17 protein-coding genes, 1 tRNA gene and 1 pseudogene are annotated in these 13409 nt (G+C 56.7%); 11 read left to right on the top strand and 8 right to left on the bottom strand.

Going from position 1 to position 13409, the window contains the following annotated elements; genetic code table 11:
* Positions 1 to 32: 32 nt before the first annotated feature.
* Positions 33 to 782 carry a 3-oxoacyl-ACP reductase family protein gene (locus tag JOE39_RS03060; protein ID WP_210077911.1) on the top strand — a complete coding sequence of 250 codons (750 nt, stop codon included), beginning with the start codon at positions 33 to 35 and terminating at the stop codon, positions 780 to 782.
* 178 nt (positions 783 to 960) lie between these two features.
* A tRNA-Ser gene (locus JOE39_RS03055) sits at positions 961 to 1050 on the top strand.
* Between the two features lie 302 nt (positions 1051 to 1352).
* Here JOE39_RS03055 and JOE39_RS03050 read toward each other — a convergent pair.
* Positions 1353 to 1576, bottom strand: a pseudogene (locus JOE39_RS03050) (integrase core domain-containing protein); the annotation flags it as partial.
* 146 nt (positions 1577 to 1722) lie between these two features.
* Here JOE39_RS03050 and JOE39_RS03045 point away from each other — a divergent pair.
* Entirely contained in the window at positions 1723 to 2631 is a 909-nt protein-coding gene (locus JOE39_RS03045) for a LysR family transcriptional regulator (RefSeq protein WP_010425987.1), read from the top strand.
* A gap of 34 nt (positions 2632 to 2665) precedes the next feature.
* Here JOE39_RS03045 and JOE39_RS03040 read toward each other — a convergent pair whose 3' ends face one another.
* Together JOE39_RS03040 and JOE39_RS03030 are read right to left on the bottom strand one after the other, a co-directional pair.
* Entirely contained in the window at positions 2666 to 3607 is a 942-nt protein-coding gene (locus tag JOE39_RS03040) for a hypothetical protein (protein ID WP_010425986.1), read from the bottom strand.
* Positions 3608 to 4085: 478 nt separating this feature from the next.
* Entirely contained in the window at positions 4086 to 4343 is a 258-nt protein-coding gene (locus JOE39_RS03030; protein WP_003315097.1) for a DUF1652 domain-containing protein, read from the bottom strand.
* A gap of 214 nt (positions 4344 to 4557) precedes the next feature.
* Between JOE39_RS03030 and JOE39_RS03025 the strand changes: the two genes are divergently transcribed.
* From JOE39_RS03025 to JOE39_RS03015, 3 genes are all read left to right on the top strand, one after another.
* Complete coding sequence (locus JOE39_RS03025; RefSeq protein WP_210077913.1) at positions 4558 to 5061, top strand: cupin domain-containing protein; 504 nt, start codon at positions 4558 to 4560, stop codon at positions 5059 to 5061.
* A gap of 261 nt (positions 5062 to 5322) precedes the next feature.
* Entirely contained in the window at positions 5323 to 5853 is a 531-nt protein-coding gene (locus JOE39_RS03020) for a hypothetical protein (RefSeq protein ID WP_024959220.1), read from the top strand.
* A gap of 67 nt (positions 5854 to 5920) precedes the next feature.
* Complete coding sequence (locus JOE39_RS03015; RefSeq protein WP_096113299.1) at positions 5921 to 6289, top strand: c-type cytochrome; 369 nt, start codon at positions 5921 to 5923, stop codon at positions 6287 to 6289.
* Between the two features lie 66 nt (positions 6290 to 6355).
* On the opposite strand, the gene JOE39_RS03010 is transcribed toward JOE39_RS03015, so the two are convergent.
* Entirely contained in the window at positions 6356 to 6526 is a 171-nt protein-coding gene (locus tag JOE39_RS03010) for a DUF6021 family protein (protein ID WP_003315102.1), read from the bottom strand.
* 157 nt (positions 6527 to 6683) lie between these two features.
* Between JOE39_RS03010 and JOE39_RS03005 the strand changes: the two genes are divergently transcribed.
* Entirely contained in the window at positions 6684 to 7103 is a 420-nt protein-coding gene (locus tag JOE39_RS03005) for a DUF4124 domain-containing protein (RefSeq protein ID WP_010425981.1), read from the top strand.
* 1 nt (position 7104) lies between these two features.
* On the opposite strand, the gene JOE39_RS03000 is transcribed toward JOE39_RS03005, so the two are convergent.
* Positions 7105 to 7434 carry an EthD family reductase gene (locus JOE39_RS03000; RefSeq protein ID WP_004418416.1) on the bottom strand — a complete coding sequence of 110 codons (330 nt, stop codon included), beginning with the start codon at positions 7432 to 7434 and terminating at the stop codon, positions 7105 to 7107.
* A gap of 152 nt (positions 7435 to 7586) precedes the next feature.
* Here JOE39_RS03000 and JOE39_RS02995 point away from each other — a divergent pair, with 152 nt between their 5' ends.
* The 3 genes from JOE39_RS02995 (at position 7587) to JOE39_RS02985 (ending at position 9790) form a co-directional block, all read left to right on the top strand.
* Entirely contained in the window at positions 7587 to 7880 is a 294-nt protein-coding gene (locus JOE39_RS02995) for a DUF6388 family protein (protein ID WP_210077915.1), read from the top strand.
* A 125-nt stretch (positions 7881 to 8005) separates the two neighbouring features.
* A complete protein-coding gene (locus JOE39_RS02990; RefSeq protein ID WP_210077917.1) occupies positions 8006 to 8695 on the top strand; it encodes a crotonase/enoyl-CoA hydratase family protein in 690 nt (229 codons plus the stop codon).
* A gap of 123 nt (positions 8696 to 8818) precedes the next feature.
* Complete coding sequence (locus tag JOE39_RS02985) at positions 8819 to 9790, top strand: magnesium and cobalt transport protein CorA (protein ID WP_003396697.1); 972 nt, start codon at positions 8819 to 8821, stop codon at positions 9788 to 9790.
* 63 nt (positions 9791 to 9853) lie between these two features.
* Here the strand turns inward: JOE39_RS02985 and JOE39_RS02980 are convergent, their stop codons facing one another.
* Positions 9854 to 10582, bottom strand: a complete 729-nt coding sequence (locus JOE39_RS02980) for an amidotransferase (RefSeq protein WP_210077919.1) — start codon at positions 10580 to 10582, stop codon at positions 9854 to 9856.
* Positions 10583 to 11191: 609 nt separating this feature from the next.
* On the opposite strand from JOE39_RS02980, the gene JOE39_RS02975 reads away from it, so the two are divergent.
* Positions 11192 to 11563, top strand: coding sequence for a rhodanese-like domain-containing protein (locus JOE39_RS02975; protein ID WP_003415870.1), 372 nt, complete (start codon positions 11192 to 11194; stop codon positions 11561 to 11563).
* A gap of 55 nt (positions 11564 to 11618) precedes the next feature.
* On the opposite strand, the gene JOE39_RS02970 is transcribed toward JOE39_RS02975, so the two are convergent.
* Both JOE39_RS02970 and JOE39_RS02965 read right to left on the bottom strand, forming a co-directional pair.
* On the bottom strand, positions 11619 to 12449 hold the full coding sequence (locus JOE39_RS02970; RefSeq protein WP_003315112.1) for a transglutaminase family protein: 831 nt from the start codon (positions 12447 to 12449) through the stop codon (positions 11619 to 11621).
* On the bottom strand, positions 12446 to 13405 hold the full coding sequence (locus JOE39_RS02965; protein ID WP_003315113.1) for an alpha-E domain-containing protein: 960 nt from the start codon (positions 13403 to 13405) through the stop codon (positions 12446 to 12448). Before JOE39_RS02965 ends, JOE39_RS02970 begins: the two co-directional genes overlap by 4 nt.
* Positions 13406 to 13409 lie beyond the last annotated feature (4 nt).

Below are 13409 nucleotides of genomic sequence, written 5' to 3'. Positions count from 1 at the left end.
CTTGTCCGAGACCTGCCCCTAAGGAGAACATCATGATCGAACACCTTAAACTCGCCGGCAAAGTAGCGCTCGTGCAGGGCGGCTCACGTGGTATCGGCGCGGCCATCGTCCAGCGCCTGGCCAAAGAAGGCGCTGCCGTGGCGTTTACCTACGTCAGCTCCGAAGTCAGCGCTCTGGAGATTCAGGACAGCATCGTCGCCAATGGCGGCCGGGCCCTGGCCATTCGCGCAGACAGCGCCGACGAAAAAGCCATCCGCCAGGCCGTACAGACCACTGCCGAGACCCTAGGCAGGCTGGATATCCTGGTCAACAACGCCGATATTCTGGCCATTGCGCCGCTCAATGAGTTCAGCATGCAGGACTTCGACAAGACCCTGGCCATCAACGTGCGCAGCGTATTCATCGCCAGCCAGGAAGCCGCGCGACACATGGAAGAAGGCGGCCGCATCATCAACATCGGCAGCACCAACGCTGACCGCATGCCCTTTGCGGGCGGCGCCACCTACGCCATGAGCAAATCGGCGCTGATCGGCCTGACCAAAGGCATGGCCCGCGACCTCGGCCCGCAAGGCATCACCGTCAACAACGTCCAGCCCGGCCCGGTGGACACCGACATGAACCCTGCACAGGGCGAATTCGCCGAAACCCTGAAAGCGCTGATGGCCCTGCCCCGCTACGGCACCAGCGAAGAAATCGCCAGCTTCGTCGCCTACCTCGCTGGCCCTGAAGCGGGCTACATCACAGGTGCCAGCCTGACCATCGACGGCGGCTTCAGCGCCTAAGGCCTGCACCACAAGCGGCCCTTTGCCCAAGGGCCGCATCCCCCACCAGGGCCTTTTACTGACGAATCAGCGTTTATTTGCTTAAGCGCATGAAAAATCTGAAAAAAAGTTTTGCGTTAGGAAAAGCTTTCGACTACATTAGCGCGCCTCGGCAGACACAACGTTGTCGTCGAGATACGGTGAGGTGTCCGAGTGGCTTAAGGAGCACGCCTGGAAAGTGTGTATACAAGAAATTGTATCGAGGGTTCGAATCCCTCCTTCACCGCCATATTGATACAACGCAAAACCCCTGAATTCTGAAAGGAATTCAGGGGTTTTGTGGTTTCTTGGGCCTGAAAATATGGCCGTGGGATGGGTTGTTCAGAGGCAAGCGCTCGGCGTCGTATTGATTGAATTGATCGCGGCTCATCTGGGCGGCCCCTTCAAGGGGAGTTGTCCATAGCCATCAACTCATTAAGACGCGCGTCGACTTTCCAGGATAGGTAAAAAGTACATGCCGGCCAGCATGCCTAAAAAAAATATGAGAGCTTGCATGGACTTACCCCTACAAAACCGGACACCAACGCCCCGTTAAATTAATGCTGCCGCTAAGCGCCTGAACCCCCTCGGTGAACGATATTCAAGGTGCTGTGCGGATGCTGCTCGTTGTAATGCTCGAAGGCAATTGCCAGGTTGCGCAACGCCGTTAGCCGATCCGGCTTTGCATGTGCGCCACGTCGCTTGATCGTCCTCACGAAGCTCTCTGCCATGGCGTTGCTCTGCGGGCTGCGCACAGGCTTGGTCACCGGCTGTAAACACTTCACTGAACGCTTGGGATGGAATACCCTGCCGAGATGGCCAAGGCTGTGGTCTCGGAAGCCACCGAGTTTTCCAATCGAGCTTAAGGTTCAAGTGTCCCGAACAGCAGGGCTGGCGATACCAAAAAACGAGAGAGGCGCACTTGGACTATCTAGCAGCACTGACCGCTTTCGTAGAGTCTGCCAATGGCAACAGCTTTTCCAAAGCAGCAGAGCGTTTGGGGATCAAAGCGTCTACGGTTTCGCGTTACATCAAAGATCTAGAGCAAGATCTCGGCATTGCACTTTTCAATCGATCAACACGAAAACTCGCATTGACGGAGGGTGGGCAAACGTTCTTATACCATGCCCAAAAAGTCCTCTTTGAATTGTCAGAAGCCAAGGCGGCAACGTCAGCCCTCAATCAAAATCCCCGAGGGAGATTGAAGGTTAGTCTTCCGCCTGCTTTTGCGCGTCATCATATACTCCCTTTAGTAGGCGAGTTTATTAAGCGTTACCCAGACATCACACTAGATCTCTGTCTTGAGGAGTCACAAGTCGATCTGATCGCCACTGGAATCGATCTTGCGATTCGAATTGGCAGGCTGGCCAACTCCAATCTCAAGGCGAGAAAGCTGGCTGAGGTAAAGACTTTCCTGTGTGTGAGTCCAGAGTTTGCCGCTCGCTATTCTCAACCGGATTGCCCTGATCAACTGCCCGTCGACATGATGATCATCGGGCGCCAGTGCCCCGAGGCGTTGATATGGGCAAACGACAACGAGCAGGTTTCGTTGCCCGTTGGTGCTGTACTTTGGATAAATGACCTTGACGCTCAACTAATCGCGGTGAGCAGCGGGTTGGGAATGGCATTGCTCCCAGACTGGCTTGCCAGTGCCAGTTTGCGCGATGGTCGACTGGTGCGTTGGCTGCCTGATTGGGAGATCAAGACCTCACAGGAATCTGGCGCCGTCTGGTTTGTATATCCGCCGAAGCGAATCGTTTCTTCGAAGGTGCGATGCTTCATTGATTTCATTGCTGAACGCGTGGTTGACCCGCCCGTGTGGCAGCAATGATTCCCGGTATGAGCTAGTCATGCCGGGAGTCTATTTAGCTGAACCGAATATCCAGTGATCGCAGATATGTCTGTAGACCTGCATCCTGAATCGGGATCAGAAATGCTTCGCGATCCGACTCGTTGAAGTGAGCATGCCAATAGCCAGGTGGTGTGACGAACGCCAGCCCTGGTGTCCAATCTACGCGTTTTGGATTGCGAATCTGGCCATTTTCGTCCAGTTCGGTACCGACAAGCGAATAGCACCCGGCTGGGCAGTCAATGATGAAGTCCAGGGCGATGGATTGATGCCGGTGAGGTTTTTGGATCGAGCCGGCTGGGAGGATGCCATACATAGCCCACAGCACATGGGTCACTGTGCGTGTCTGAGGGAAGTTGCTGTTACCAAGCAAAATGCTGATGCGGCTGCGATCCTGTGCACGTGGATCATCAGCGGCTTCACGAAGCTTTGCCGATGCGACATCCGCAGGGTACAGCGTCGGGGTGAAGCGGTCTTCACTTCTGCTCACGCCTAAGTAGCGAAGAAGAGGCTCATCATGTACCCAGTAGAATCGTGCGTCCGCCGACGCCCTGAGGATTGTGCTGTTCATCCCTGGCAGGGCGATAAAACAACCCTTCGTCCATTCAAACGCCTCTTCACCGTACACAAAGCTGCCGCTACCATCGATGACATACAGAACCTGTGAGGTCGCGTTGGGCGCTAATGTGACGTCATCGCCGGCGTTCAGTCGAATGAAACTAGCGCAAAGACCTGGGCCGGTGGCTGGGCCTTCACACGCTAGTGTTTCGCTCAAATCGAGAGCAACTGTTCGAGATGGGCCCGAATCATAGAGCGAAGCAGGGAAGCTCTGGTACGGGATGCGGGTAATCAAGTTTGCGCTGATCGGGTTTGCCGCTTTGCTGTACTCGAAGTATTCGGCATCGATCTCATGTGGAGATACTTCCAGGTTTGAATGCGGTTGAATTGCACTGTTCATAATGAATCCTCGTTCCGGGTCTCATGATCAGGACGCTGCGGGAGCCAGCACGCCACGGTGGATTCAATATACGAGTCTGGTACGGCGCTATGAATAACCGCACCGGCACATCACTTGTGCGCAAAGGGGTGTTGATCCCCTCCCGATTTTGACTTTGAAAGGTTGGGGGCATTGTGATGCGGAAGTAGCGGCTTAATCTCACTCGCGCGCTGCGTCGGCAACTCGCTCATTTCTGAGCCATGCCGAATGCCTAGCCAGTGAAACCTGCCTTGATTCAACCGGCGAGCCGCCAGCCAAGTGCCGAAACCGCCATGCACCAGAACTTTCATCCGAGTGGTGCGCGTTTGGAAAACAGATACGCATAAGGAATGAAAGCTGGCAGCGCGACGCAGCACGGGGGAATTGCACTGTTAGCCTGAAGCGATAGTGTTTTTATGAATACGATCAAATAACCACAATCAAAATCCGAGCCCAGTCCTTAAGCCATCCGCCTCATGGACAAATTCATCTGCCCCATCAGGTCTCGTTGTTCCCTCAAAGAGAGCACCAGCCGCGCGATGGATCGGCTGCTGTCTACCTCGGACAGGGACAGCCCCGTTACGTAGAGCTGGATATCACCTGACTCGGGATGGAGAAGCTTCACCGAGAAGGTTTCATTTGGCGCGACGACGCACTCGCACTTTGAAGGCAGAAAAGCTGTTTCAAGAACTCGCTGAATATCGGGTTTTGAAAACATGGGGCGTCCTCTGGAAGGGGCCGAAGCGTGATGTGAAGTGTAGACGAGTTTCAGGCGAATAGGTTTCCGAGCTGCGCGCCGGATGCACGCGGCGCGTGGGGCTTTTTGTGGCGGCTGCCTGGGACTGTTTTGCCTGATCAAGGCAACTGCCTGCAACACCTCACGCTCTCTGGTCTAAAGTACCCTCTCCTGAACTCCCCGAGCCTCGACCGACATGAATGAACGCGCACGTGAACTGGCGTCTCGTCTGATTCGCAATTTCAACGAGGCTCCCCTCGCACATGAAGTTCGTGAACCGCTCTATGAAAGCTCGGCAGCCCGCCTGGGCACTGGCACGGCCGCGCAAAAGCTGGGGGCCTCGATTGACGTCGTGGCGCCGGGCAAGCGCTCCTGCCCTTATCATTTTCATCACGTGCAAGAAGAGATGTTCGTGATCATCGAGGGCGAAGGCAGTTTGCGTGTTGCGGGCGAGATGCTGCCGATCAAGACGGGGGACGTCTTGTTTATCCCTGCGGGTGCCGATTACCCGCATCAGCTAATCAATACCTCGCAGGCGCCGCTGAAATACCTGTCGATCAGCACCCGGGAAACACCCGAAGTGTGTGAATACCCGGACTCGGGCAAGTACCAGGCCATGGTTTCTGTCCAAGGCACCCGAGTGTTCACCGCCAACCAGCGGACCACGGAAAACCTCGATTACTGGGACGGCGAACCGTGATTTGAATTGTTTATAAATTGTATCCGGCAGTTCACGCTTTTTTCACGTTCGCGGGTTTATTGTTAACTCAATTCCCAGCAAGACCTTAAGCCCGCTACCCCCCATCGCGGGCTTTTCTTTGTCTGCGATTTGAGCATGCAGCGTTTGGCATGAGTCAAGAGACATCAGGGACACGACTGCTCAAGCAAGCGTCGGGCAGACAGGGAACATCATGCAGAATACGATTTCCAAGCCCTACCTCCCGGATGAAACCCGTCAATCATGAAAAACACCCTGAAAAAACTGCTCCTCGCTGTGGCATGTCTGGCGGCTGGCCCTGCTTTCGCTGCGTGTCAGATGACGCCAGTGGCGTACGACATGCCTTCGCAACGTCTGGACGAGGCCTTGCAGCAACTGGCGCATCGGTCCGGCTGCCCGGTGAAGGTCAACCTGGGCGCGGACAGCAGCAGAAAGGTCAAGAAATTCAAGGGCACCTTTACCCCGGATCAGGCGTTGTGGCTGGTCTTGAAAAAAACCGGACTGGAAGGTTATGTCGAAAATGACGGTCTTACGGTTGACCGTCGAGGCCAGGATTTTGTAAACCAGCGAGCAACTGAGCTGCGCACGGCTATCGATGAGGCTGGCACACGGATGGAGGCCAGAAAGAAGAAGCGCTTCCTTCATCAACTGGACACCATTGAGTCCGGAGCGAAGAAGGTGGTTCTTGAACAGAGCTTTGTCAGCGCAGCCGAGATGGCGAGTTACAAGCGTGACTTCGACGAACTGTCGAGCCAGATACCGGCCAGCAAGTGATCCCGCGATAATTGCGCTAAAATTTGCCCATTTTGAGCGCAATGGCCGAACGCGCAGTGGATGACCGATGAAAAAAACCGCATTACTCCTGATGGCACTGACCCTGCCTGCGCTTGCTCAGGGCGCAGGCGATGCCGAGGCCGGGAAAGCCGTGTTCACCCGCCTCTGCTCGGGCTGTCACAAAATCGGCCCCTCTGCACGCAGCGCATTTGGCCCGCCCCTCAACGGCATCATTGGTCGTCAGGCGGGGCAGCAGGAAGGCTACGTGTACACCGACGCGATGAAGAACTCGGGGCTGGTCTGGACGCGCGAAGAGTTGCGCACGTATATCAAGGACCCGAGCGAAGTTGTCCCCGGTACACGCATGAAGCTGTGGTGGATGGGTAGCGATGAGCGAATGGAAGATCTGCTGGAATACCTGGACGCCAACAAGTAGTACGAGGGGGTAAAGCGAGGTCCGGATATAAATCGCCCCCGGTACTCACCGAGGGCAATCTGTCAGCTACTTGTCCGGCGTGTAAGGCGGGTAATCATCCTTACTGCCTTTATCGGTAGCAGGCGTCTTCGCTGGCTCGGTAGGGTCGATCTGCGGGTCTTGGGTGTTCGGCGACTTCTCGTCGAAACCCGGATCGTTCTTGTTTCCGCTGTTGCTGCCTGGCTGGGTGCCGGTCATATGCGCCTCCGTTTTTAAATTCAGGACCTGATATTCAGAGAGCCTGTGGCCACAGCCGTGCGATGTGTCTGACGAACGGGCCTGGCAGAGGGATATGGCAGCGACAAAGAGCAAGTGGTAGCCTTGCGCCATGCTCGCGTCCAGTAGGGATAACCTCATGAAAAGGCTTTCAATAACGCTGTCGGTATTCGCTTTGCTGGGCAGCGGCGCAGCATACGGCGAGATCTTCAAATGCACATCACCCCAAGGCAAGGTGAGTTATGCATCTATCCCGTGTGATGAAAGCGCGCAAAGCGCACTGCAACGCGAAGGCCCGGCCTATATGCGGAACGCAGACGAGCCGCTGGACTACGTTCACAAGACCAACCTCAAGGCTATCGAATACCTGAAGGTCGGCGGTCGCACTCGAGTGCAAGTGATCGAGACCGAGCGCTACAAGGCCTTCCAGAGAAACCGCCCGCCTCCCCCGAACATTCCTTCGCAGTGCCAAAGCCCGCGTTACGACAGCCAATGTTTCGATCCATCGGGTGGAATGTCCTCGAAAAAACAGGCGGCCTTTCGGGATACCGCTCGATAATCTACTGAGCGGTTTTCACATCGGCACGCACTTCACTGATCTGAATTTCAGGGATCAGGTCGGTGTAGTTGATGATATCGGCATTGATCTGCTTTGAATGCGGCCCCATGCCGGCTTCAAAGTCTTCAATGGAATCACAGTAAATGTGGCACATGCCGATATACACAGGGTCGGAGCCTGGTGTGGCTCCGCCTATGCCGCGGTCCACGCTGTAACCCTTGCAGTACTTGCCCATCAGTTCCTGTACCAGCGGCATGTGTTTGTCACGATAGTAATCGTGGTCGAAACGGGCACCCTCTTCATACGCATACAGCACGCTGATTTTGATCATAACGACAGGTTCCTGTTCAAGTGGTCGATAAATTCGTGCGGACAACCGTTTGCAAGTGCTGACATCAAAAGCCACCTCCCTCACAATCACGCGGTCTTGCCAGACTATTAAAAGAGACAGCCTGGCTATCGAAACGTTTGAGGCAAAACCACATGAATACACTTGAGTGGAACGAGGCCGCGCTGGCGAAATACCTCGCGACCCATCCGACCCTGAAGGATGAAATCAGCGCCTTGAGCCCCAAGGAGCAACAGCAGCAAGTGCAATGGGCGTTCGAAGACGAGGCCGAGAGCCAGGGTATCGAGACCTGGGAGCTGGCGCTGGAACTGATTGCCGAGTCGCCCGAACAATTGCAGAGCATGCGCCTGGAAGCACACCGCCAGGTCGCCGAAGCGCTGGGGATGGAGTGGGAAGAATATTGCGGATTCAACGATATCCAGACATGACGCGGCGCGCAGTCGGCGCAAAATCAGCCATTGATCGGCACGCCATTCAGTGACCCGGCAGTCAGCGCTTTACCTGTTCCTTATGGATGAGTAACGTCTGCTCACTTCAATAAAGGAATCACGTCATGAGTGATCTGGTCTCGTACTATCTGGACGACGGCGTCGCCACGCTGACCCTGAACAACGGCAAGGTCAATGCCATTTCCCCGGACGTGATCGTTGCGTTCAACGCCGCACTGGACCAGGCCGAAAAGGATCGGGCCATCGTTATTCTCACCGGCCAGCCGGGCATTCTGTCGGGCGGTTACGACCTCAAGGTCATGACCTCCAGCGCCGAGGCCGCGATCGAGCTGGTCGCACAGGGCTCGACGCTGGCACGGCGCATGCTGTCGCACCCCTTCCCGATCATCGTCGCCTGCACCGGCCACGCGGTTGCCAAGGGTGCCTTTCTGCTGCTGTCTGCCGATTATCGAATCGGTGTCGCCGGGCCGTTCAGTATCGGCCTGAACGAAGTGCAGATCGGCATGACCATGCACCACGCCGGTATAGAGCTGGCGCGCGATCGCCTGCGCAAATCGGCGTTCAATCGCTCGGTGATCAACGCCGAGATGTTCGACCCTGAAGCAGCGATGGCCGCCGGCTTCCTCGACCGGGTGGTCAGCGTCGAGGAGCTGCGGAGCACCGCACTGGCCGTCGCCGGGCAGTTGAAGAAGATCAATATGAACGCGCACAAGAAGACCAAACTCAAGGTCAGAAAGGCCTTGCTCGACACGCTGGAGGCAGCGATCGAGCAGGATCGGCAGCACATGCTCTGATCCCCAACCGAAGCCCGTGTAAACGGGCTTTCGTTTATCGGCGAACTCATACGCGTTTGATCAATCTGATCAGCGACCGCGCATGTTTTTGCGCCACTGACAAATTGAAGAAGCGATAGCGCCATGGGCCGAGTTGTTGCAGCAGCGGTGTACACAAAGGGCAAAAAAGTCCGTGATATTACCCTCGATGAGGGCGCTGCCTGGGCAGCCAAGCCCGATCATTTCGTCTGGATAGGACTGGAGCAGCCCACCAACGCGGAGCTGACCAGCCTCAAGGAGCAGTTCAACCTGCATGAGCTGGCCCTTGAAGACGCGCTTGAGGTGCATAGCCGTCCGAAGCTGGAAACCTTTGGCGATGCACTGTTCATCGTGACTTACGCCCCCGTTCGCGACAACGGCAAGCTGCTGTTCATCGAAACCCATATCTTCGCCGGCAAGGGTTACATCATCACCTCGCGCAACGGTCACTCCAAGTCCTACGGGCTGGTGCGTCAGCGCTGCGAAGCCAGACCACTGCTGCTGGAGCATGGCGAAGATTTCGTGCTCTACGCGCTCTTGGACTTCGTGACCGAGAACTACCAGCCGGTGACCGAAGCCATCCACGCCGAGCTCGAGCAACTGGAGCAGAGCGTCATTGGTGGTTCGTTGCGCGAGTCCGACATCCAGCACATTCATGCTCTGCGCCGCGATCTGTTACGCATGCGCCGCTACGTAGCACCGATGGTGGAAGTGGGTGAGGAATTGCAGAAACTGAGTTTTCCGTTCATTGACAAGAACATGCGTCCTTACTTTCGCGATGTCGAAATTCACGTCAAGCGGCAGATGGAAGACCTAGGCAACCTGTGTGACATCGCCAGCCAGACAATCGAAATCGGCCTGCTGCTGGAGTCGTCGAGGCAAAGCATCGTGCAACGCAAGTTTGCCGGATGGGCCGCGATTCTGGCATTCCCGACGGCCATTGCCGGCATCTACGGCATGAATTTCGAGAACATGCCTGAACTCAAGTGGGAATACGGCTACTTCATCGTGCTGGGCGTCATTCTGGGCGGGTGTACGGCGCTGTTCGCCAGTTTCAAGCGCTCCGGTTGGCTATAACCCCGCCACCGCATTCCCATTCAAACAGTCCGCCGAGCGCATGACGATGAGTCGTGCGTCGGGTCAGACGGACTGTTTTTCCGGATTGTGCGCCACAAAGCGCATCATCCATTCCGCCACCGTCGCACCATGATGGTCGTGATCCAGGCTGGCGACACCCTGCTGGTAAATCTGCTCGCCCAGCGCTTCTTGGCGAAGGTCAAGCAAGGTGCGGGAAAAGTCATGAATGAACTCGGGATGCCCCTGGAAACAAAGCACCTGATCATTGATATGGTAGGCCGCAAACGGGCAGAACTCGCTGGACGCAAGCACCGTCGCGTTTTCGGGCAGCGCGGTGACCTGATCCTGATGGCTGATCAGCAGCGTGAGCTTTTCCATCGCCGGCGTCATCCACGGCCTGGCGGGGGCCAGCTGATAATGGTGAATGCCGACGCCCCACCCTTGCACCGCACGCTCGGTCTTGCCGCCCAGCAGCAAGGCCAGTAACTGATGACCGAAACAGATACCCAGCAGTTTTTCGCCGCGCTGATACAGCTCCAGCAGATAGACCTTCAAGGTCTGAATCCACGGGTCGGTGCCAAATGAGTCGGCCTTGCTGCCGGTCACCAGGTAAGCATCGAACTGCTCGTCTGCAGGTGGATAGTCCCCTTGCACCACGTTGTAAACCGTAAGCTCTGCGGCGATGGGCTGGCGGGCGAAAAGTGTTTCAAACATCCGCCCATACCCGTGGTATTGCTCGACCAGTTCAGGCCGCAGATTGTCGGTTTCCAGAATACAGATGCGTAAAGACATAAAAGGGACCCTGAAGCAGTAATGAGGCAATAGCGCACCGGCAGAGCCTGCCTTGAAGACCTCGGCAAATCAAGCAGCACCCCAGCCCGTTTCAGACGTTTATTCCATGTAGGAAAATTCTGTCCCGGACGAACGGTACAAAGCTGACGAGCAAAGACGAAGCGTCTAGAAAAGGACTGTGCGTTCAGTGCCGCACCCGGTAATAACGTTCGCTTCTAGATAAGAAAATTTAGATTCCCAACAGTTCTAAGCTAAACGGTACCTCGGCTCTATGGTTATATCTGTAACAGGAGGCGCGCAAAATCCTTTCAGCGCTCGGGCCAGCGGTCGAATGACCGGACCCACCTGTTCAATGTACAACCTTGCCAGCAGTCGATTATCTGTCTTGCAGATCGGGCCTGCTTCTGTCGCTCAGGAATAACAACAAAAGGCGGTCAGCCATGTTCAAGTACAAACACTCCAAAGTACGTCAGGCGGGATTGATCCTCTTCACCACTGCGCTGTTATTGATCGTGCCTAACCTGAATCGATTGTTTGGCTGATCCACGCGCTTTCGATCGACGTTCAACTGTGCCACTCTTTCCATTCGCACTGAGGGAGGTGGAGTTTATGCGCCAATGGATTGCTGTTTGTGCACTTGTCAGCAGTTTCGCAGCACACGCGGGGATGGTCGATCAGGCTGCGGCCGTGGCAGCGCTGAAGGAAGGCAAGCTGGCGATGGATGTACGCAGTCAGACCGACTATGACGCAGGCACGGTACTGAACGCCGTGCGCGTCGATGACCGACGGCTGGTCAATCAGATGAAACAGGTGCTCAACGACCGCAATGCGGTGTTCGTGATTTTCAGCAGCACGGACAGCAAGGCCGACAAGGCTCAGGACCAGCTCAGGGCCGCGGGCTACTTCAGCGTCATCAATGGCGGCAACTATGAAGAGCTGCACAACGCGCTCTACGACATCACCGACGACCCCGCCGAATAAGCAACGGCCGGGAACTTGAGCCCGGCCATTGCATGATGCACAGCCCAGTTACGCGTTACTGATGCTGCGCCTGGACCTGCACACGGGTTTTCACTTTCGGCGTGCCGGTCATGGGCGACACCACGACCTTGGCGTGCATATGCTCGGATCCGCCACCGCGCCGCATGCCGCGCACCGGACAGGCGTCCAGATAATCCAGCCCTACCGCCAGTTTCAAATGACGCTCGGGAATGGCCAACTGATTAGTGACATCGAAACTGTACCAGGCGTCGTCTATCCAGGCCTCGGCCCAAGCGTGGCTGGACAGATGCTCGCTGTCTTCGCTGCACAGGTAACCGGAGACATAACGAGCCGGCACCCCGAGACTGCGGGCACAGGCCAGAAACGCGTGGGTATGGTCCTGACACACGCCCGAGCGTCCGGCGAAAGCCTGCGCGGCACTGGTGTCCACCTCGGTCGCGCCCTGGGTGTAGGTCATGTGCTGGTTGAGCGCCTGCATCAGGTCGATCAACCCGGTGCGGTCAGCTCGTTTGCGGCACTCCATCGCCGCAAAACTGCGAATCGCTTCGTCAGGCTCGGTCAGTCGGGTCACGCGCAAAAACGGCAATGCCGACTGGCTTTCGTGCTCGGCCTCGCGGGTCTCGTCGATCTCCACCTGCCCGCGCGCGCCGATGATGATCGATTCGTGCGGCTCTTCCAGGCTCAGAACATGCAGGATATTGCCAAAGGGGTCTATCTGCGCACGCACCGGACGTGGCAACGTCAGCTGCCAGCTGAGCACTTGCTGACGCTCACTGTCGTGAGGTGTCAGGCGCAGATACTGGATACTTGAGCGCACCTGGTCATCGTAGTGATAGGTGGTCTCATGGCTTATCGAAAGTCTCATGCAGCCTCCAGATACGAAGTGTGAATGGCATCACCCAGTTGAGCCAGCATCGGAATGAATTCGTTCAACCACTCATGCAGGCCTTCAGACAGAATCTCGTCGATGCTGGTGTAGCGTAATCTGGCGTCCATCTCGGCCGCCATGCGCTGTGCGGGTCGACCGTTGACGCCGGGCAGGCTGGCCAGAATGACGTCCATCTCCTCCAGACAAGCGCGTAGCGAGCGCGGAATATCGGCACGCAGCAGCAACAGTTCGGCAACCTGACGCGCGCCTGGCGCATCCCGATAGACCTCAGTGTAAGCCTCGAACGAGGACAGCGCGCGCAGCAAGGCGCTCCACTGGTAATACCCGGCCGCCGAGTTGTCTGCCGCGGCGTTGGCCTGTGGCCCACGCAATTCAAGCATTTCATAACGGGCATCGAGCATGCGCATGGTGTTGTCGGCGCGCTCGATGAATGTGCCCAGACGGATGAAGCGGAATGCATCGTTACGCATGATGGTGCCGTAGGTCGCGCCACGGAACAGGTGCGAACGCTCCTTGACCCACTCGCAGAAACGGCTCATGCCGTAGCGGGTCAGGCCCTGCTGGGCGATGCCGCGAATCTCCAGCCAGGTGGAGTTGATGTTCTCCCACATGTCTGCGGTGATACGCCCGCGCACCGCGTGCGCACTGGCCCTTGCTGCGCCCAGGCAGCTGTAGATGCTGGCCGGGTTGGTGGCGTCCAAGGCAAAGAAATGCAGCATCCGTTCGGCGTGCAGCTCGCCATGACGCTCGATATAGGTTTCCAGCGTTCCAGTGATCAGCAACGGCATGGCTATTTCATCCAGCCCGTCGCCCCGCCCGTCCTGCGGCATCAGCGACAGCGAATAGCTCACGTCCAGCATTCGGGCGAGGTTCTCCGCTCGCTCCAGGTAACGCGACATCCAGAAAAGATCAGAGGCAGTTCTACTTAACATTGGC

The organism is Pseudomonas sp. PvP100 (assembly GCF_017833055.1).
Classification (GTDB): Bacteria; Pseudomonadota; Gammaproteobacteria; order Pseudomonadales; family Pseudomonadaceae; genus Aquipseudomonas; species Aquipseudomonas syringae.
The sequence above is the reverse complement of the archived record's forward strand: the minus strand, read 5'-3'. Positions and strand labels throughout refer to the sequence as shown.

Coding starts and splice junctions, on each gene's coding strand:
- JOE39_RS03060 (WP_210077911.1), top strand. CDS start 33: ATGATCGAACACCTTAAACTCGCCGGCAAAGTAGCGCTCGTGCAGGGC.
- JOE39_RS03040 (WP_010425986.1), bottom strand. CDS start 3,607: ATGAACAGTGCAATTCAACCGCATTCAAACCTGGAAGTATCTCCACAT.
- JOE39_RS03030 (WP_003315097.1), bottom strand. CDS start 4,343: ATGTTTTCAAAACCCGATATTCAGCGAGTTCTTGAAACAGCTTTTCTG.
- JOE39_RS03025 (WP_210077913.1), top strand. CDS start 4,558: ATGAATGAACGCGCACGTGAACTGGCGTCTCGTCTGATTCGCAATTTC.
- JOE39_RS03020 (WP_024959220.1), top strand. CDS start 5,323: ATGAAAAACACCCTGAAAAAACTGCTCCTCGCTGTGGCATGTCTGGCG.
- JOE39_RS03015 (WP_096113299.1), top strand. CDS start 5,921: ATGAAAAAAACCGCATTACTCCTGATGGCACTGACCCTGCCTGCGCTT.
- JOE39_RS03010 (WP_003315102.1), bottom strand. CDS start 6,526: ATGACCGGCACCCAGCCAGGCAGCAACAGCGGAAACAAGAACGATCCG.
- JOE39_RS03005 (WP_010425981.1), top strand. CDS start 6,684: ATGAAAAGGCTTTCAATAACGCTGTCGGTATTCGCTTTGCTGGGCAGC.
- JOE39_RS03000 (WP_004418416.1), bottom strand. CDS start 7,434: ATGATCAAAATCAGCGTGCTGTATGCGTATGAAGAGGGTGCCCGTTTC.
- JOE39_RS02995 (WP_210077915.1), top strand. CDS start 7,587: ATGAATACACTTGAGTGGAACGAGGCCGCGCTGGCGAAATACCTCGCG.
- JOE39_RS02990 (WP_210077917.1), top strand. CDS start 8,006: ATGAGTGATCTGGTCTCGTACTATCTGGACGACGGCGTCGCCACGCTG.
- JOE39_RS02985 (WP_003396697.1), top strand. CDS start 8,819: ATGGGCCGAGTTGTTGCAGCAGCGGTGTACACAAAGGGCAAAAAAGTC.
- JOE39_RS02980 (WP_210077919.1), bottom strand. CDS start 10,582: ATGTCTTTACGCATCTGTATTCTGGAAACCGACAATCTGCGGCCTGAA.
- JOE39_RS02975 (WP_003415870.1), top strand. CDS start 11,192: ATGCGCCAATGGATTGCTGTTTGTGCACTTGTCAGCAGTTTCGCAGCA.
- JOE39_RS02970 (WP_003315112.1), bottom strand. CDS start 12,449: ATGAGACTTTCGATAAGCCATGAGACCACCTATCACTACGATGACCAG.
- JOE39_RS02965 (WP_003315113.1), bottom strand. CDS start 13,405: ATGTTAAGTAGAACTGCCTCTGATCTTTTCTGGATGTCGCGTTACCTG.